This is a genomic window from Streptomyces monticola (genome assembly GCF_042665355.1).
GTDB lineage: Bacteria > Actinomycetota > Actinomycetes > Streptomycetales > Streptomycetaceae > Streptomyces > Streptomyces monticola.
This window is the reverse complement of sequence record NZ_JBHTCF010000012.1, coordinates 163,087-181,751: the sequence shown is the minus strand read 5'-3', so window position 1 is coordinate 181,751 and position 18,665 is coordinate 163,087. Positions and strand designations below refer to the sequence as shown.

The window sequence follows — 18,665 nt, the reverse complement described above, 5'->3', positions numbered from 1 at the left end:
TTGTTGTGGACTGGTTCCGGGAGTTGGCTTTGGGGAGCAGGTTTCCCCTTCACTCCAGTGAGGTCTTCCGTGTCTAGCACGCTCCCCAACTCCGCCCCCCAGGCCGCCGACACCCCCGCGACCGGCACCGCGCGCGTGAAGCGCGGTATGGCCGAGCAGCTCAAGGGCGGCGTGATCATGGACGTCGTGACCCCGGAGCAGGCGAAGATCGCCGAGGACGCGGGCGCCGTCGCGGTCATGGCCCTGGAGCGGGTGCCCGCCGACATCCGCAAGGACGGCGGCGTGGCCCGTATGTCCGACCCGGACATGATCGAGGGCATCATCGAGGCCGTCTCCATCCCGGTCATGGCCAAGTCCCGCATCGGCCACTTCGTCGAGGCTCAGGTGCTGCAGTCGCTCGGCGTGGACTACATCGACGAGTCCGAGGTCCTCACCCCGGCCGACGAGGTCAACCACTCCGACAAGTTCGCCTTCACCACCCCGTTCGTCTGCGGCGCCACCAACCTGGGCGAGGCCCTGCGCCGTATCGCCGAGGGCGCGGCCATGATCCGCTCGAAGGGCGAGGCCGGCACCGGCAATGTCGTCGAGGCCGTCCGCCACATGCGCCAGATCAAGAACGAGATCGCCCGCCTGCGCGGCTTCGACAACAACGAGCTGTACGCCGCCGCCAAGGACCTGCGCGCCCCCTACGAGCTGGTCAAGGAGGTCGCCGAGCTCGGCAAGCTCCCGGTCGTGCTGTTCTCCGCCGGTGGCGTCGCCACTCCGGCGGACGCCGCCCTGATGCGTCAGCTCGGCGCCGAGGGTGTCTTCGTCGGCTCCGGCATCTTCAAGTCCGGCGACCCGGCCAAGCGCGCCGCCGCGATCGTGAAGGCCACCACCTTCTTCGACGACCCGAAGATCATCGCGGACGCGTCCCGCAACCTCGGCGAGGCCATGGTCGGCATCAACTGCGACACCCTGCCCGAGACCGAGCGCTACGCCAACCGCGGCTGGTAACCCCCTATGAGCAGCGCACCTGTGATCGGCGTCCTGGCTCTGCAGGGCGATGTACGGGAGCATCTGACCGCCCTGGCCGCGGCCGACGCCGTGGCCAGGCCGGTCCGGCGTCCCGAAGAGCTCGCCGAGGTCGACGGCCTGGTCATCCCCGGCGGGGAGTCCACCACCATCTCCAAACTGGCTGTGCTCTTCGGCCTGATGGAGCCGCTGCGTGAGCGTATTCGCGCCGGGATGCCGGTCTACGGCTCCTGCGCCGGACTGATCATGCTCGCCGACAAGATCCTCGACCCGCGCTCGGGCCAGGAGACCTTCGGCGGCATCGACATGATCGTCCGCCGTAACGCCTTCGGACGGCAGAACGAGTCCTTCGAGGCGACCGTCGAGGTGTCAGGAGTGGGCCCCGTGGAAGGTGTCTTCATCCGCGCCCCGTGGGTGGAGTCCGTCGGCGCCCGCGCGGAGGTGCTCGCCGAGCACGGCGGCCACATCGTCGCCGTACGCGAGGGCAGTGCGCTGGCCACGTCGTTCCACCCCGAGCTGACGGGCGACCACAGGGTGCACGCCCTGTTCGTCGATATGGTGCGGGACAAGAGGGCGGCGGGATCCCGGTAGGATCTCTGTCGTTCGTACAGAGATTGGTTACGCGAAGGAGACAGGCAGATGTCCGGCCACTCTAAATGGGCCACGACGAAGCACAAGAAGGCCGTGATCGATGCCAAGCGCGGCAAGCTCTTCGCGAAGCTGATCAAGAACATCGAGGTCGCGGCGCGTATGGGCGGCGTCGACATCGAGGGCAATCCGACGCTCTACGACGCCATCCAGAAGGCGAAGAAGCAGTCGGTCCCGAACAAGAACATCGACTCGGCGGTCAAGCGCGGCGGCGGCCTCGAAGCCGGCGGCGCCGACTACGAGACGATCATGTACGAGGGCTACGGCCCCAACGGTGTCGCGGTGCTCATCGAGTGCCTCACCGACAACCGCAACCGCGCGGCTTCGGACGTCCGCGTCGCCATGACGCGCAACGGCGGCTCGATGGCCGACCCGGGCTCGGTCTCGTACCTGTTCAACCGCAAGGGCGTCGTGATCGTCCCCAAGGGCGAGCTGACCGAGGACGACGTCCTGGGTGCCGTCCTGGACGCGGGCGCCGAAGAGGTCAATGACCTCGGTGAGTCCTTCGAGGTGCTCAGCGAGGCCACCGACCTGGTCGCCGTCCGCACCTCGCTGCAGGAAGCCGGCATCGACTACGACTCGGCCGAGGCCAACTTCGTCCCGACCATGCAGGTCGAGCTGGACGAGGAAGGCGCCAAGAAGATCTTCAAGCTGATCGACGCCCTCGAGGACAGCGACGACGTGCAGAACGTCTTCGCCAACTTCGATGTCTCGGACGAGATCATGGAGAAGGTCGACGCCTGAGGCGCGCGCCTTACGGCGACGCCACGAACTCCGCGCATACGCAAGGGCCGACGGGACACACGCCCCGTCGGCCCTTCGCATTGTCGGTGGTTGTCAGTACGAGCCGATAGCCTGCACAAACAGTTGAGCGAAGGAGGGGCGGCGTGCGTGTACTCGGTGTGGACCCGGGCCTGACCCGCTGTGGCGTCGGCGTGGTCGAAGGCGTCGCGGGCCGGCCCCTGACGATGCGGGGGGTCGGCGTCGTCCGCACCCCCGCCGACGCCGAGTTGGGCCCGCGCCTCGTCGCGATCGAGCGGGGCATCGAGCAGTGGCTGGACGAACACCGGCCCGAATTCGTCGCTGTAGAGCGGGTTTTCAGCCAGCACAACGTCCGTACGGTCATGGGCACCGCCCAGGCCAGCGCCGTCGCCATGCTCTGTGCCGCGCGGCGTGGCATCCCCGTCGCCCTGCACACCCCCAGCGAGGTCAAGGCCGCCGTCACCGGCAGCGGCCGCGCCGACAAGGCACAGGTCGGCGCCATGGTCACCCGGCTTCTGCGCCTTGACGCACCCCCCAAGCCCGCCGACGCCGCGGACGCCCTGGCCCTCGCCATCTGCCACATTTGGCGCGCCCCCGCGAAGAACCGACTCCAGCAGGCAGTTCAGCAACAGGCAGCCCTGCAAGCATCGAAAGGCCGTAGCGCATGATCGCCTTCGTCAGCGGACCCGTAGCCGCTCTCGCCCCGGACTCCGCGGTGGTCGAGGTCGGCGGTATCGGCATGGCCGTCCAGTGCACTCCCAACACTTTGTCGGGTCTGCGCATGGGCCAGCAGACCAAGCTGGCCACGTCCTTGGTCGTACGCGAGGACTCACTGACGCTGTACGGCTTCGCGGACGACGACGAGCGCCAGACCTTCGAGCTCCTGCAGACCGCGAGCGGCGTCGGCCCCCGCCTCGCCCAGGCCATGCTCGCGGTGCACACTCCCGACGCGCTGCGCCTGGCCGTGTCCACCGGCGACGAGAAGGCGCTGACCGCCGTCCCCGGCATCGGCAAGAAGGGCGCCCAGAAGCTCCTTCTCGAACTGAAGGACCGGCTCGGCGAGCCCCTCGGCACCGGCGGCCCCGCCATCGGCACCGCCACCACCGCGGGCTGGCGCGACCAGCTGCACGCCGCCCTGATCGGCCTGGGGTACGCCACCCGCGAGGCCGACGAAGCGGTCACCGCGGTCGCCCCCCAGGCCGAGGCCGCCGAGGGAACCCCGCAGGTGGGCCAGCTCCTGAAGGCCGCCCTGCAGACCCTGAACCGGACCCGCTGAACAGCCCGCGCCGCCCCCGCACCCACCCGCCGCACGCGCGCGTACCCGTACGCACCCGCACCGCCGAACCCGACACTCTCGCGAGGCCTCAACCGTGAACTGGGACGACACCGCACCGCCGACCGACACCGACGCGGACGGCCGGCTCGTCGGAGCCGCAGCGGACGGCGAGGACCAGGCCGTCGAAGCCGCCCTGCGCCCCAAGTCCCTGGCCGAGTTCGTCGGCCAGGAGCGGGTCCGCGAGCAGCTCGACCTGGTCCTCAAGGCCGCCCGCCAGCGCGGCGCCACCGCCGACCACGTCCTGCTCTCCGGCGCCCCCGGCCTGGGCAAGACCACCCTCTCCATGATCATCGCGGCCGAGATGGAGGCCCCGATCCGGATCACCAGCGGCCCCGCCATCCAGCACGCGGGCGACCTGGCCGCGATCCTTTCCTCGCTCCAGGAGGGAGAGGTCCTCTTCCTCGACGAGATCCACCGCATGTCACGGCCCGCCGAAGAGATGCTCTACATGGCGATGGAGGACTTCCGGGTCGACGTCATCGTCGGCAAGGGCCCGGGCGCCACCGCCATCCCCCTGGAGCTGCCGCCGTTCACGCTGGTCGGCGCCACCACCCGCGCCGGGCTCCTGCCCCCGCCGCTGCGCGACCGCTTCGGCTTCACCGCGCACATGGAGTTCTACGAGCCGGGGGAGCTGGAGCGGGTCATCCACCGCTCCGCCGACCTTCTCGACGTGACGATCGACCCGGACGGCGCCGCCGAGATCGCCGGCCGCTCCCGGGGCACGCCCCGTATCTCCAACCGCCTGCTGCGCCGCGTGCGGGACTACGCCCAGGTCAAGGCCGACGGCGCCATCACCCGCGACATCGCGGCCGCCGCCCTCAAGGTGTACGAGGTCGACAAGCGCGGCCTCGACCGGCTCGACCGAGCGGTGCTCGCGGCCCTGCTCAAGCTCTTCGGCGGCGGACCCGTGGGACTGTCCACCCTGTCCGTCGCGGTGGGGGAGGAGCGGGAGACCGTGGAGGAGGTCGCCGAGCCCTTCCTCGTACGAGAAGGCCTGCTCGCGCGCACTCCGCGTGGCCGTGTCGCCACCCCCGCCGCATGGGCACACCTCGGCCTCGTGCCCCCGCAGGGCGCCGGACCTGGAGGAAACGGACAACAGGACCTGTTCGGTGCGTGACGGCGCGGATGCTCGCCCGCCCAGGAACCACGGTGCCATGCTGAGCGTTGTTCCTTAGGCGCGGGCTCGCTTAGACTCCGCCGATGCCGCCCTTGTAAGGGCGGTGCGCCCCACCCCCAACCAACTGGCCGCTCACCAATCTGCGCGGTCGTGCGAAGGAAGTTCCGACCCGTGAGTCTCGTGACCCTCCTCCCCTTCATCGTGCTCATCGGGGCCATGTTCCTGATGACCCGCTCTGCCAAGAAGAAGCAGCAGGCCGCTGCGCAGATGCGTAACGAGATGCAGCCCGGCACCGGCGTCCGCACGATCGGGGGCATGTACGCCGTCGTCAAGGAGGTCGGCGACGACACGGCCACCCTCGAGGTGGCCCCGGGCGTCCACGCGATCTACGCCAAGAACGCGATCGGCGCCGTCCTCGACGATGAGGAGTACAACCGCATCGTCCACGGCATCGTGGCCGAGGACCTGAAGGCCGACGCCGACGCCCCGGTCGTCCCGGACGACGCTTCCTCCCTGACCCGGGACGACGAGCCCGCCTCTTCCGAGGACTCGCCCGTGAACCTCGGCAAGAAGGACGCCGACGAGGACACGGCCGACGAGACGGACCCGAAGACGGCGGACGCGGCCGACGACTCAGCGCCGAAGAAGACCGACGGCGAGACCGACGCGAAGTAGTCACGACTGAGGACCGCGGCAGGCGCAGGGCGCTCCGCGGTCCTCGGGGCGTGCGGGCTTCGTCCGGTCTCCCACACCACTTCATGGCCGCCCACGGCGCGTAATGGGTTCAGGGCGGTTGGACAGGGAGAAACGAGAAGGTGGCAGCACCGAACAAGGGCCGGAGGCAGAGCGGCCAGGGAAAGCCGGGGCGTGCCCTGGTATTCATCCTGATCGCCATGGTGGCGCTGACCGCGGGCATGTTCGCCTCGGGTCACACCACCCCGCGCCTGGGCATCGACCTCGCGGGCGGTACGAGCATCACGCTCGAGGCGAAGAACGAGCCCGGCCAGCCGAACGCGATCAACAAGACCAACATGGACACCGCGGTCGGCATCATCGAGCGCCGTGTCAATGGTCTGGGTGTCTCCGAGGCCGAGGTCCAGACCCAGGGCGATCGCAACATCATCGTCAACATCCCCAAGGGGACCGACGAGAAGCAGGCGCGCGACCAGGTCGGCACGACCGCCCGGCTCGTCTTCCGGCCGGTTCTCACGGTCGGTGCGGGCAAGCCCAGCGCCGACCCCTCGTCCAGCCCGTCCCCCAGCCCCTCGGCGTCCGACAAGGACAAGCCGAAGGCGGGTGACGGCGACAAGGGATCCTCGCCCACGCCCTCCGCCGGTGCCACCTCTCAGGGCCGTGCCGTCACGGACGGCCTGAAGGCGGACCCCACCCCGTCTCCCGGCGCGAGCGACAAGCCCAAGGAGTCCGAGACTCCCAAGCCGGACCCCGCGACGCAGAAGCTGCAGGAGCAGTTCACCGCCCTGGACTGCACCAAGAAGGACGCCCGCGTCCAGGCGGCGCAGAACACGAAGCCGTCCGACCCGATGGTCGGCTGCGGCAAGAACGCCGTCGGCCAGTGGGAGAAGTACATCCTCGGCCCGTCCGCGGTGGACGGCAAGGACGTCGACAGCTCCCAGGCCGTGATCAACCAGCAGAGCGGCCAGTGGGTCGTCAACCTGAAGTTCAACGGCAAGGGCGCCGACAAGTTCTCGAAGATCACCACCGAGCTCAAGTCGAAGCAGTCGCCGCAGAACCAGTTCGGCATCGTCCTGGACGGTGAGGTCGTCTCCGCCCCCAGCGTCAGCACGACGCTGAGCAAGACCGCCGAGATCTCCGGCAGCTTCAACCAGGAGTCGGCGCAGGACCTGGCCAACATCCTGTCCTACGGCGCACTGCCGCTGACCTTCCACGAGCAGAGCGTCACCAGCGTCACCGCGGCCCTCGGCGGCGAGCAGCTGCAGGCCGGTCTGATCGCCGGTGCCATCGGTCTCGCCCTGGTCATCATCTACCTGGTGGTCTACTACCGGGGCCTGTCGCTGATCGCACTGCTCAGCCTGCTCGCCTCGGGCGTCCTGACGTACACGCTCATGGCGCTGCTCGGCCCGGCCATCGGGTTCGCCCTGAACCTGCCGGCGGTCTGCGGTGCGATCGTGGCCATCGGTATCACCGCCGACTCGTTCATCGTGTACTTCGAGCGCATCCGGGACGAGGTGCGGGAAGGCCGCAGCCTGCGTCCCGCGGTGGAGCGGGCCTGGCCGCGTGCCCGGCGCACCATCCTGGTCTCCGACTTCGTGTCGTTCCTGGCCGCCGCAGTGCTCTTCGTCGTGACGGTCGGCAAGGTGCAGGGCTTCGCGTTCACGCTCGGCCTGACCACCCTGCTCGACGTCGTCGTGGTCTTCCTCTTCACGAAGCCGCTGATGACCCTCCTGGCGCGCAAGAAGTTCTTCGCCAGCGGCCACAAGTGGTCCGGCCTCGACCCGAAGCGGCTCGGCGCCAAACCCCCGCTGCGCCGCTCCCGCACCCGTCGCCCGGCGGGTTCCGCCGCCCGTCCTGTCGACCCGAAGGAGGCGTGAGATGTCGAAGCTCGGCAACCTCGGCGCCCGGCTCTACCGCGGCGAAGTCGGCTACGACTTCATCGGCAAGCGGAAGGTCTGGTACGGCGTCTCGATCCTGATCACCATCACGGCCATCGTGGCCCTGGCGGTGCAGGGCCTCAACATGGGCATCGAGTTCAAGGGCGGTGCCGTCTTCACGACGCCCAAGACCGCTGCCTCGGTCGCGCAGGCCCAGGAGTCGGCGGAGAAGGCCTCGGGGCACCAGGCCATCGTCCAGAAGCTGGGCGGCGGCGGAGTGCGGATCCAGGTCAGCGGTGTCGACACCGCCAAGTCCGACCAGATCAAGGAAGAGCTCTCCAAGGACCTGAAGGTCCCGTCCAAGGACATCAACGCCGAACTGGTCGGCCCCAGTTGGGGTGAGCAGATCGCCAACAAGGCCTGGACAGGCCTCGGTGTGTTCCTGGTCCTGTGCGTGATCTATCTGGCGATCGCCTTCGAGTGGCGGATGGCCATCGCGGCCCTGGTCGCACTGATCCACGACATCACCATCACCGTCGGCATCTACGCCCTGGTGGGCTTCGAGGTCACCCCGGGCACGGTGATCGGCCTGCTGACCATCCTCGGTTACTCGCTGTACGACACGGTCGTGGTCTTCGACTCCCTGAAGGAACAGTCGAAGGACATCACCAAGCAGACCAAGAGCACCTACAGCGAGGTCGCCAACCTCTCCATCAACAGCACCCTGGTGCGATCCATCAACACCACGGTGGTGGCGCTCCTGCCGGTGGCGGGCCTGCTGTTCATCGGCGGCGGCGTCCTCGGCGCCGGCATGCTGAACGACATCTCGCTGTCGCTGTTCGTCGGCCTCGCCGCCGGTGCGTACTCCTCGATCTTCATCGCCACGCCGCTCGTCGCCGACCTCAAGGAGCGCGAGCCGCAGATGAAGGCGCTCAAGAAGCGGGTGCTCGCCAAGCGTGCGGCGGCCGCCGCCAAGAGCGAGTCCGCCGAGCCCGAGGCGGCACAGGAGCCGCAGGACGGGGAGCCGGAGCCGGCGGACGCCACCCCGGCGGCAGCGGGCTCCGTCGTCGGCCAGCGCCGCACCCAGCCCCCCTCGCGCGGCCGTGGCCGCGGCCGTCCCTCGGGGAAGCGCCGATGACGGACGTGAAGGAGCTGCTGCTCAGCCGGATCCGCGACGTACCGGACTATCCGAAGGCCGGCGTGATGTTCAAGGACATCACGCCGCTCCTGGCCGACCCGACGGCCTTCTCGGCGCTCACGGACGCGCTCGCCGGCCTCTGTGTCGAGCACGGCGCCACGAAGATCGTCGGCTTGGAGGCGCGGGGCTTCATCCTCGCGGCTCCGGTCGCGGTCCGCGCCGGCATCGGCTTCATCCCGGTGCGCAAGGCGGGCAAGCTCCCCGGAGCGACCCTGTCGCAGGCGTACGAGCTGGAGTACGGACAGGCCGAGATCGAGGTGCACGCCGAGGACCTGGCCGCGGGTGACCGTGTCATGGTCATCGACGACGTCCTGGCCACCGGCGGCACCGCCGAGGCCTCCCTGCAGCTCATCCGGCGGGCCGGGGCCGAGGTGGCCGGTCTCGCGGTGCTGATGGAGCTCGGTTTCCTGGGCGGCAGGCCCCGGCTCGAGCCCGCTCTGAAGGGTGCCCCTCTGGAGGCGCTGCTCACCGTCTGACCCGGCAGTTTCACGCGGAGGCGGGCCCCCTGGCGCAGGCCGGGTGCCCGCCTTCGGCGTGCCTGGTGGGGCCCCAGGGTCGACGGTCGGGCACGAGGGGAAGCCCGGGGATCGATACCATGGCAGTCCGGACCTGATCGGGGGGCCGGAACCTGCATGAGGAGCGCTCTTGCCAGACGAGGCCCGTCAGCCACTCGCCGCCGCACAGCCCAAGCCCGACCACCAGGCCGAACAGGCCGCGGCGCCCGCTGCCACGCCCGCCGGCAGCGAGAAGCAGGCTCCCAAGTCCCCGAACGAGCGCATGGCCGAAAAGCCGCGTCCCGAGCCCAAGCCGGGCACCGCCCCGGCCAAGCCCGCCACGGCCGCCAAGCCCGCCACGGCTCCCAAGCCCGCCGCGGCCGCCAAGCCCGCCGCTGCTCCCGAGCGCCCCGCGAGCACGGCCCCCGTCATGCGCCCCGCCACCACGAGCCAGTCGCGCTCCGCCTCCTCGAACCGCGTCCGGGCCCGTCTGGCCCGCCTCGGAGTGCAGCGCTCCAACCCGTACAACCCGGTCCTCGAGCCCTTGCTGCGGATAGTGCGCAGCAACGACCCGAAGATCGAGACCTCGACGCTGCGCCAGATCGAGCGGGCCTACCAGGTCGCCGAGCGCTGGCACCGCGGGCAGAAGCGCAAGAGCGGCGACCCGTACATCACGCACCCGCTCGCGGTGACGACGATCCTCGCCGAGCTCGGCATGGACCCGTCGACCCTGATGGCCGGTCTCCTGCACGACACCGTCGAGGACACCGAGTACGGCCTCGACACCCTGCGCCGTGACTTCGGTGACCAGGTAGCCCTGCTCGTCGACGGCGTCACCAAGCTGGACAAGGTCAAGTTCGGCGAGGCCGCGCAGGCCGAGACCGTGCGCAAGATGGTCGTCGCCATGGCCAAGGACCCGCGCGTCCTGGTCATCAAGCTCGCCGACCGCCTGCACAACATGCGCACCATGCGCTATCTCAAGCGCGAGAAGCAGGAGAAGAAGGCGCGCGAGACCCTGGAGATCTACGCGCCGCTCGCCCACCGCCTGGGTATGAACACCATCAAGTGGGAGCTGGAGGACCTCGCCTTCGCGATCCTCTACCCCAAGATGTACGACGAGATCGTGCGGCTCGTCGCCGAGCGGGCGCCCAAGCGCGACGAATATCTGGCCATAGTGACCGACGAGGTCCAGGCAGATCTGCGCGCCGCCCGTATCAAGGCCACCGTCACCGGCCGCCCGAAGCACTACTACAGCGTCTACCAGAAGATGATTGTGCGAGGCCGGGACTTCGCCGAGATCTATGACCTGGTGGGCATCCGCGTCCTCGTCGACACGGTCCGCGACTGCTACGCGGCACTGGGCACCGTCCACGCCCGCTGGAACCCGGTTCCGGGGCGGTTCAAGGACTACATCGCGATGCCCAAGTTCAATATGTACCAGTCGCTGCACACCACGGTGATCGGCCCCAACGGCAAGCCTGTCGAGCTGCAGATCCGCACCTTCGACATGCACCGCCGCGCGGAGTACGGCATCGCCGCGCACTGGAAGTACAAGCAGGAGGCCGTCGCCGGTGCCTCCAAGATCCGCACCGATGTGCCGAAGAAGACCGGCAAGGACGACCACCTCAACGACATGGCGTGGCTGCGGCAGCTCCTCGACTGGCAGAAGGAGACGGAGGACCCCGGGGAGTTCCTGGAGTCCCTGCGCTTCGACCTGTCGCGCAACGAGGTGTTCGTCTTCACCCCGAAGGGCGACGTCATAGCGCTGCCGGCCGGTGCCACACCCGTGGACTTCTCCTACGCGGTGCACACGGAGGTGGGCCACCGCACCATAGGAGCACGGGTCAACGGCCGACTCGTACCGCTCGAATCGACCCTGGACAACGGCGACTTGGTGGAGGTCTTCACCTCCAAGGCGCCGGGAGCCGGCCCGTCCCGTGACTGGCTGGGCTTCGTCAAGTCGCCCCGGGCGCGCAACAAGATCCGGGCCTGGTTCTCCAAGGAGCGCCGGGACGAGGCCATCGAGCAGGGCAAGGACGCCATCGCCCGTGCGATGCGCAAGCAGAACCTGCCGATCCAGCGCATCCTCACCGGCGACTCGCTCGTCACGCTCGCCCACGAGATGCGCTACCCGGACATCTCCTCGCTGTACGCCGCGATCGGCGAGGGCCATGTCGCCGCGCAGAACGTCGTACAGAAGCTGGTGCAGGCCCTCGGCGGCGCGGACGAGGCCAATGAGGACATCGCCGAGACCTCGGCCCCGGTACGCGGCCGCAGCAAGCGCCGTGCCAACGCCGACCCGGGCGTCATGGTCAAGGGCGTCGAGGACGTCTGGGTCAAGCTGGCCCGCTGCTGTACGCCCGTGCCCGGCGACCCCATCATCGGCTTCGTCACGCGCGGCAGCGGCGTCTCCGTGCACCGTGCGGACTGTGTGAACGTGGACTCGCTCTCGCAGCAGCCCGAGCGCATCCTCGAAGTCGAGTGGGCGCCCACGCAGTCATCGGTCTTCCTGGTCGCCATCCAGGTCGAGGCCCTGGACCGCTCGCGGCTCCTGTCCGATGTCACCCGCGTCCTGTCCGACCAGCACGTCAACATCCTGTCGGCGGCCGTGCAGACCTCCCGCGACCGGGTGGCCACCTCGCGCTTCACCTTCGAGATGGGCGACCCCAAGCACCTGGGCCATGTACTCAAGGCCGTCAGGGGAGTTGAGGGTGTGTACGACGTGTACCGCGTGACATCGGCCCGCAGGCCGTAGCGTTCAGCGCATACGCCGGAGGGGCTCCCGTACGTCAAGTACGGGAGCCCCTCCGGCGTATCGGTGAACCGTCGGGCTCAGCCGCCGAACTCCTGCAGGCCCTTCAGCGCCTGGTCGAGCAGCGCCTGACGGCCGTCGAGCTCCTTCTGGAGCTTGTCCGCCTTGGCGTTGTTGCCCGCGGCGCGGGCCGTCTCGATCTGACCCTGCAGCTTGTCAACGGCCGCCTGCAGCTGGCCCGTCAGCCCCTCGGCACGCGCGCGTGCCTCCGGGTTGGTGCGCCGCCACTCGGCTTCCTCGGACTCCTGGATGGCCCGCTCCACGGCGTGCATCCGGCCCTCGACCTTGGGCCGCGCGTCGCGAGGTACGTGGCCGATGGCCTCCCAGCGCTCGTTGACGTTGCGGAACGCGGCGCGGGCCGCCTTCAGATCCGTCACCGGCAGGATCTGCTCGGCCTCGTCGGCGAGCGCCTCCTTGAGCTTGAGGTTCTCCGCCTGCTCGGCGTCGCGCTCGGCGAAGACCGAGCTGCGGGCCGTGAAGAAGATGTCCTGGGCGCCGCGGAAGCGGTTCCACAGGTCGTCCTCGTGCTCGCGCTGCGCGCGGCCCACGGCCTTCCACTCGGACATCAACTCGCGGTAGCGGGCGGCCGTCGGGCCCCACTCCGTGGAGTTCGACAGCGACTCGGCCTCCGCGACCAGCTTCTCCTTGGCCTTGCGGGCCTCTTCGCGCTGCGCGTCGAGGGAGGCGAAGTGGGCCTTGCGGCGCTTGGAGAAGGCGGAGCGGGCGTGCGAGAAGCGGTGCCACAGCTCGTCGTCCGACTTGCGGTCCAGGCGCGGCAGACCCTTCCAGGTGTCCACAAGGGCGCGCAGCCGCTCGCCCGCGGCCCGCCACTGCTCGCTCTGGGCCAGCTCCTCGGCCTCGGCGACCAGGGCCTCCTTGGAGTGCCTGGCCTCATCGGTCTGCTTGGCCTTCTGGGCCTTGCGCTCCTCGCGGCGGGCCTCGACGGTCTCGACCAGCTTGTCGAGCCGCTTGCCGAGGGCGTCCAGGTCACCCACCGCGTGGGCGTCGGTGACCTGCTCCCGCAGATGCTCGATGGCCGTCGTCGCGTCCTTGGCGGACAGATCGGTCGTCTGCACCCGGCGCTCGAGGAGGCCGATCTCGACGACCAGGCCGTCGTACTTGCGCTTGAAGTAGGCAAGGGCTTCGTCAGGGGAGCCTGCCTGCCACGAGCCGACGACTCGCTCGCTTCCGTCGGCCGTACGCACGTACACGGTCCCCGCCTCGTCGACGCGGCCCCACGGGTCGCTGCTCACAGCGCCTCCTCCACATGATGCCTGCGCGGGGGTCCCCCGGGGCATCGTCCACAGTTTCTTCAGAGCAACCGCACACGGCGCCCTGCACAACGCCAACATAGGCGACGAGCAGGGCGGCTGTCCGCATCCGGGGCTAGCGAATCAATCCTTCTTTACCGTTGCTTTTTCGACGGTGACGGCCTTCTTCGGCGGCCCGTCCGTGGGCGCCTGACCACCCTTGCCGACACCGGCGTCGGCGACGTCCTTGACAGCCTTCAGGCCCTTGTCGTCCATCTTCCCGAACGCGGTGTACTGCGGCGGGAGTTTGGAGTCCTTGTAGACCAGGAAGAACTGGCTGCCGCCGGTGTGCGGCTGGCCGGTGTTGGCCATGGCCACGGTGCCCGCCGGGTAGGTCACCGCGCCGTCCTTGCCGGGCTTGCCGAGGGACTTGAGGTCTTCGTCCGGGAGTGTGTAGCCGGGACCGCCCGCGCCGGTGCCCTCCGGGTCACCGCACTGCAGCACGAAAATGCCCTGGGTGGTGAGGCGGTGGCACTTGGTCTTGTCGAAGAACCCCTTGTCGGCAAGGTGCTTGAAGGAGTTGACGGTGTGCGGGGTCTTCGCCGCGTCCATCGCGATGGCGATGTCGCCCTGGCTCGTCTCCAGGCCGAAGGTGTACTTCGCCTTCTTGTCGATCGCCATCTTCGGCTCGGGCGACGAGCTCGGCGACGACGAGGGCTCCGGGGCGCTCGCCGGATCCTTGGGCTCCTCGCTCTTGAAGGCGCCGGCCGCGACGGCTCCACCGCTCGCCGCCAGGACCACCACCAGCGTGGTGGCGATGATCGCGTTACGCCGCCGTGCCTTGCTGCGTGCGGATTCGCGCCGCTCCTGCTGGCGGGCGAACTTCTCCCGGGCGAGCTGACGCCGCCGCTGATCGCTGCTGACCACCGGGTCTTCTCCTCGTACGTCTCGTGAACGGTCCTGACCGCCTGAGCTTGCCCCGTACCGTATATGGGTTAGCTGTGTGGCGAGCCGCGCCGGTAGGCTGCGTGTATTGCGATCTGGCGTCATCGCTGTCCGTACGGCCGTCCGAACAGCGATCCGCCGCGATTCCCGTCGGACCACCTTTAAGGACGAACGTGCTGATTGCCGGGTTCCCCGCCGGGGCCTGGGGGACCAACTGCTATCTGGTCGCCCCCGCCGCAGGCGAGGAGTGCGTGATCATCGACCCGGGCCACCAGGCCACCGAGGGCGTCGAGGAAGCACTCAAGAAGCATCGGCTCAAGCCCGTCGCCGTCGTCCTGACCCATGGCCATATCGACCATGTCGCCTCGGTCGTCCCGGTCTGCGGAGCGCATGACGTTCCCGCCTGGATCCACCCCGAGGACCGGTACATGATGAGCGACCCCGAGAAGGCGCTCGGCCGTTCCATCGGCATGCCGCTGATGGGCGAGCTGACCGTGGGGGAACCGGACGACGTGCAGGAGCTGACCGACGGCGCCGCGCTGCGCCTGGCCGGCCTCGACTTCTCCGTCGCCCACGCACCGGGGCATACGAAGGGGTCGGTGACCTTCCAGATGCCCGAGGCGGCGGACATCCCGTCCGTGTTCTTCTCGGGCGATCTGCTCTTCGCCGGCTCCATCGGACGCACCGACCTGCCCGGCGGCGACATGGACGACATGCTGGAGTCGCTGGGCCGGGTGTGCCTGCCGCTCGACGACTCGACCGTGGTGCTGTCCGGACACGGTCCCCAGACGACCATCGGCCAGGAGCGCGCCACCAACCCGTATCTGCAGCAGGTGGCCGCGAACCGCCAGGGGAGCAGCGCGCCCAGGGCTCCCCGACGAGGAATGTGACGAGAGAAAACCCGTGAGCACCTTCAAGGCCCCCAAGGGCACGTACGACCTGATCCCGCCGGAGAGCGCCAAGTACCTCGCCGTACGCGACGCCATCTCCGCGCCCCTCAAGAACTCCGGCTACGGCTACGTCGAGACGCCCGGCTTCGAGAACGTCGAGCTGTTCGCACGCGGCGTCGGTGAGTCCACCGACATCGTGACCAAGGAGATGTACGCCTTCGAGACCAAGGGCGGCGACAAGCTCGCGCTGCGCCCGGAGGGCACCGCCTCCGTGCTGCGCGCCGCCCTGGAGGCCAACCTGCACAAGGTAGGCAACCTCCCGGTCAAGCTCTGGTACTCCGGCTCGTACTACCGCTACGAGCGTCCGCAGAAGGGCCGTTACCGCCACTTCTCGCAGGTCGGCGCCGAGGCGATCGGAGCCGAGGACCCGGCACTCGACGCCGAGTTGATCATCCTGGCCGACCAGGCGTACCGCTCGCTCGGCCTGCGGAACTTCCGCATCCTGCTCAACTCCCTGGGCGACAAGGAGTGCCGCCCCGTCTACCGCGAGGCACTGCAGGGCTTCCTGCGCGGTCTCGACCTGGACGAGGAGACCCGGCGCCGGATCGACATCAACCCGCTGCGGGTCCTCGACGACAAGCGGCCCGATGTGCAGAAGCAGCTGGTGGGCGCGCCGATGCTGCGTGACTACCTGTGCGATGCGTGCAAGGCGTACCACGAGGAGGTCCGTGCGCTGATCTCCGCCGCGGGCGTGGCCTTCGAGGACGACGAGAAGCTGGTGCGCGGCCTCGACTACTACACCCGCACCACCTTCGAGTTCGTGCACGACGGCCTGGGCTCGCAGTCCGCGGTGGGCGGCGGCGGCCGTTACGACGGCCTGTCCGAGATGATCGGCGGCCCCTCGCTGCCGTCCGTCGGCTGGGCGCTCGGCGTCGACCGTACGGTCCTGGCCCTGGAGGCGGAGGGCGTGGAGCTCGAACTGCCCGCCGCCACCAGCGTGTTCGCGGTGCCGCTCGGCGAGGAGGCGCGCCGGGTGCTGTTCGGCGTGGTCACCGAGCTGCGCAAGGCGGGCGTGGCGGCGGACTTCAGCTATGGCGGCAAGGGCCTCAAGGGGGCCATGAAGAACGCCAACCGCAGCGGCGCGCGCTACACCCTCGTCGCCGGCGAGCGCGATCTCGCCGAGGGCGTCGTCCAGCTCAAGGACATGGAGTCCGGCGAGCAGAGCGCGGTCGCGGTGGACGCGATCGTCGCGGAGCTCGGCGCCAAGCTGGCCTGACGCCGAAAGCGATCGCAAGGGGCCGGGCACTTTGTGCCCGGCCCCGCGCCATTGCTCCCCCTTGGTGCAGAATGGCCCTGCCCACAGGCCCTTCGACGACGGAACGACGGTACGGCGATATGACGACGACAGCGGCTGACGTCTCCTCCGGCCAGGAAGAGACCGACTCCACGAGGACGGTCGGTGCCAGCCGTGCGCTCGCGCTGCTCCTCGTCATCACGGGCGCGGCCGGGCTGCTCGCGTCCTGGGTCATCACCCTGGACAAGTTCAAGCTGCTCGAGGACCCCAACTTCACGCCGGGCTGCAGCCTCAACCCGGTGGTCTCCTGCGGCAACATCATGAAGAGCGACCAGGCCTCGGCCTTCGGGTTCCCCAACCCGATGCTGGGCCTCGTCACGTACGGCATCGTGATCTGCGTCGGCATGAGCCTCATCGGCCGTGCCCGCTTCCCGCGCTGGTACTGGCTGACCCTGAACGCCGGCATGCTCTTCGGCGTCGGCTTCTGCACCTGGCTGATGTACCAGTCCCTGTACAACATCAACTCGCTGTGCCTGTGGTGCTGCCTGGCCTGGGCCGCCACCATCGTCATGTTCTGGTACGTCACCGCGCACAACGTCCGCAAGGGACTGCTCGCGGCGCCGGGCTGGCTGCGCGGATTCTTCGACGAGTTCAGCTGGGTCCTGCCCGTGCTGCACATCGGGGTCATCGGCATGCTGATCCTGACCCGCTGGTGGGACTTCTGGACCAGCTGACCTGCGGGGTCACCGACCGACCGGCTGCGCCCGGAGCGTTGTCAGTGGCGTGACATAGGGTTCTGAACGTGGAGCCCGACCTGTTTACCGCCGCAGCCGAAGACCGCCAGGAAAAGGATCCGGCAAGCAGCCCTCTGGCCGTCCGGATGCGCCCGCGCGTCCTCGACGAAGTCGTGGGCCAGCAGCATCTGCTGAAGCCCGGATCGCCGCTGCGCCGACTGGTCGGAGAGGGCGGCGGAGGCCCGGCGGGACCGTCGTCGGTCATCCTCTGGGGCCCGCCCGGCACCGGCAAGACGACCTTGGCGTATGTCGTCTCCAAGGCGACCAACAAACGCTTCGTGGAGCTCTCCGCGATCACCGCCGGCGTCAAGGAGGTGCGCGCGGTCATCGAAGGCGCCCGCCGCGCCACCGGCGGCTTCGGCAAGGAGACCGTCCTCTTCCTGGACGAGATCCACCGCTTCAGCAAGGCCCAGCAGGACTCTCTGCTGCCCGCCGTCGAGAACCGCTGGGTCACCCTGATCGCGGCCACGACGGAGAACCCGTACTTCTCGGTGATCTCCCCTCTCCTGTCCCGATCCCTGCTGCTCACCCTCGAACCGCTCACGGACGACGACTTGCGGGGGCTGCTCCACCGGGCGATCGAAGAGGAGCGCGGCCTCGGCGGCGCCGTCACCCTGCCCGCCGACTCCGAGGCGCATCTGCTGCGTATCGCCGGGGGCGACGCCCGGCGCGCGCTCACCGCCCTGGAGGCGGGCGCCGGCTCGGCCCTGTCCAAGGGCGAGCAGGAGATCACCCTGCAGACCCTCGAGGAGTCGGTCGACCGGGCGGCGGTGAAGTACGACAGGGACGGCGACCAGCACTATGACGTGGCGAGTGCCCTGATCAAGTCCATCCGCGGCTCGGACGTGGACGCGGCGCTGCACTATCTGGCCCGGATGATCGAGGCCGGCGAGGACCCGAGGTTCATCGCCCGCCGCCTGATGATCTCCGCGAGCGAGGACATCGGCCTCGCCGACCCGACGGCGCTGCCCACCGCGGTCGCCGCCGCGCAGGCCGTCGCCATGATCGGCTTCCCGGAGGCGGCGCTCACCCTCAGCCACGCCACCATCGCCCTCGCCCTGGCGGCCAAGTCCAACTCCGCGACGACGGCCATCGGCGCCGCCATGGAGGACGTACGCAAGGGCCTGGCCGGCCCGGTGCCCCCGCATCTGCGCGACGGGCACTACAAGGGCGCAGCCAAGCTCGGCCACGCCCAGGGCTATGTCTATCCGCACGACGTCCCGGGCGGCATCGCGGCCCAGCAGTACGCCCCGGACGCCATCCACGGCCGGCGTTACTACCAACCCACGCGTTACGGCGCGGAGGCCCGGTACGCCGACGTGGCGGACCGGGTGCGCGAGCGCCTGTCGGGCGAGATGCGCAGGGAGCCGCAGGCCGAGCAGCGCAAGGAGCCGAAGGCGGAGCCCCGCAAGCAGCCAGAGCCCAGGACTGAGCCGGACACCGGGTCCGCGGCGGAGCCCAGGACGGATCAGAAGCCCGAGCCCAGGTCCGCCGCCGGGCCCAAGTCCAAGTCCAAGCCCGAGCCGGAAACCCCGGCCGAA

At 69.4% G+C, this 18,665-nt stretch carries 16 protein-coding genes and 1 pseudogene; 15 read left to right on the top strand and 2 right to left on the bottom strand.

All coding sequences use genetic code 11. The annotated features are described in order from the left end of the window. Positions 1–69: 69 nt before the first annotated feature. The 11 genes from pdxS (at position 70) to ACFQVC_RS26185 (ending at position 11,894) form a co-directional block, all read left to right on the top strand. On the top strand, positions 70–996 hold the full coding sequence (pdxS, locus tag ACFQVC_RS26235; RefSeq protein ID WP_381835026.1) for a pyridoxal 5'-phosphate synthase lyase subunit PdxS: 927 nt from the start codon (positions 70–72) through the stop codon (positions 994–996). A gap of 6 nt (positions 997–1,002) precedes the next feature. Further along, positions 1,003–1,605, top strand: a complete 603-nt coding sequence (pdxT, locus tag ACFQVC_RS26230) for a pyridoxal 5'-phosphate synthase glutaminase subunit PdxT (RefSeq protein ID WP_381835024.1) — start codon at positions 1,003–1,005, stop codon at positions 1,603–1,605. Between the two features lie 48 nt (positions 1,606–1,653). Continuing rightward, positions 1,654–2,406 (top strand): YebC/PmpR family DNA-binding transcriptional regulator, encoded by a 753-nt coding sequence (locus ACFQVC_RS26225; protein WP_381835022.1) that lies wholly within the window; start codon positions 1,654–1,656, stop codon positions 2,404–2,406. Between the two features lie 143 nt (positions 2,407–2,549). Next, a complete protein-coding gene (gene ruvC, locus ACFQVC_RS26220; RefSeq protein ID WP_381835020.1) occupies positions 2,550–3,092 on the top strand; it encodes a crossover junction endodeoxyribonuclease RuvC in 543 nt (180 codons plus the stop codon). After that, positions 3,089–3,700, top strand: a complete 612-nt coding sequence (gene ruvA, locus ACFQVC_RS26215) for a Holliday junction branch migration protein RuvA (protein ID WP_381835018.1) — start codon at positions 3,089–3,091, stop codon at positions 3,698–3,700. The genes ruvC and ruvA overlap by 4 nt, the downstream gene beginning before the upstream one ends. A gap of 94 nt (positions 3,701–3,794) precedes the next feature. Continuing rightward, on the top strand, positions 3,795–4,877 hold the full coding sequence (gene ruvB / locus ACFQVC_RS26210) for a Holliday junction branch migration DNA helicase RuvB (protein ID WP_381835017.1): 1,083 nt from the start codon (positions 3,795–3,797) through the stop codon (positions 4,875–4,877). Positions 4,878–5,048: 171 nt separating this feature from the next. Then, complete coding sequence (gene yajC, locus ACFQVC_RS26205; RefSeq protein WP_381835015.1) at positions 5,049–5,552, top strand: preprotein translocase subunit YajC; 504 nt, start codon at positions 5,049–5,051, stop codon at positions 5,550–5,552. Between the two features lie 140 nt (positions 5,553–5,692). Then, positions 5,693–7,447: a protein translocase subunit SecD gene (gene secD / locus ACFQVC_RS26200; protein ID WP_381835013.1), complete on the top strand. Its 1,755-nt coding sequence runs from the start codon at positions 5,693–5,695 to the stop codon at positions 7,445–7,447. 1 nt (position 7,448) lies between these two features. Next, a complete protein-coding gene (secF, locus tag ACFQVC_RS26195) occupies positions 7,449–8,585 on the top strand; it encodes a protein translocase subunit SecF (protein ID WP_381835012.1) in 1,137 nt (378 codons plus the stop codon). Next, a complete protein-coding gene (locus tag ACFQVC_RS26190) occupies positions 8,582–9,121 on the top strand; it encodes an adenine phosphoribosyltransferase (protein ID WP_381835010.1) in 540 nt (179 codons plus the stop codon). The genes secF and ACFQVC_RS26190 overlap by 4 nt, the downstream gene beginning before the upstream one ends. Positions 9,122–9,290: 169 nt before the next feature. Further along, the gene (locus ACFQVC_RS26185; RefSeq protein WP_381835008.1) at positions 9,291–11,894 is read left to right on the top strand and encodes a RelA/SpoT family protein; all 2,604 of its coding nucleotides are present in this window, start codon (positions 9,291–9,293) and stop codon (positions 11,892–11,894) included. 77 nt (positions 11,895–11,971) lie between these two features. Here ACFQVC_RS26185 and ACFQVC_RS26180 read toward each other — a convergent pair whose 3' ends face one another. Together ACFQVC_RS26180 and ACFQVC_RS26175 are read right to left on the bottom strand one after the other, a co-directional pair. After that, positions 11,972–13,204, bottom strand: a complete 1,233-nt coding sequence (locus ACFQVC_RS26180; RefSeq protein WP_381835006.1) for a DUF349 domain-containing protein — start codon at positions 13,202–13,204, stop codon at positions 11,972–11,974. A gap of 141 nt (positions 13,205–13,345) precedes the next feature. Continuing rightward, the gene (locus ACFQVC_RS26175) at positions 13,346–14,128 is read right to left on the bottom strand and encodes a peptidylprolyl isomerase (RefSeq protein WP_381835004.1); all 783 of its coding nucleotides are present in this window, start codon (positions 14,126–14,128) and stop codon (positions 13,346–13,348) included. 191 nt (positions 14,129–14,319) lie between these two features. Between ACFQVC_RS26175 and ACFQVC_RS26170 the strand changes: the two genes are divergently transcribed. The 4 genes and pseudogenes from ACFQVC_RS26170 to ACFQVC_RS26155 form a co-directional block, all read left to right on the top strand. After that, on the top strand, positions 14,320–15,036 hold the full coding sequence (locus tag ACFQVC_RS26170; RefSeq protein ID WP_381835002.1) for an MBL fold metallo-hydrolase: 717 nt from the start codon (positions 14,320–14,322) through the stop codon (positions 15,034–15,036). 13 nt (positions 15,037–15,049) lie between these two features. Next, positions 15,050–16,312 (top strand): histidine--tRNA ligase, encoded by a 1,263-nt coding sequence (hisS, locus tag ACFQVC_RS26165; protein WP_381835000.1) that lies wholly within the window; start codon positions 15,050–15,052, stop codon positions 16,310–16,312. A gap of 119 nt (positions 16,313–16,431) precedes the next feature. Next, positions 16,432–17,064: a vitamin K epoxide reductase family protein gene (locus ACFQVC_RS26160; protein WP_381834998.1), complete on the top strand. Its 633-nt coding sequence runs from the start codon at positions 16,432–16,434 to the stop codon at positions 17,062–17,064. 68 nt (positions 17,065–17,132) lie between these two features. Beyond that, positions 17,133–18,491, top strand: a pseudogene (locus tag ACFQVC_RS26155) (replication-associated recombination protein A); the annotation flags it as partial. Positions 18,492–18,665: the final 174 nt, after the last annotated feature.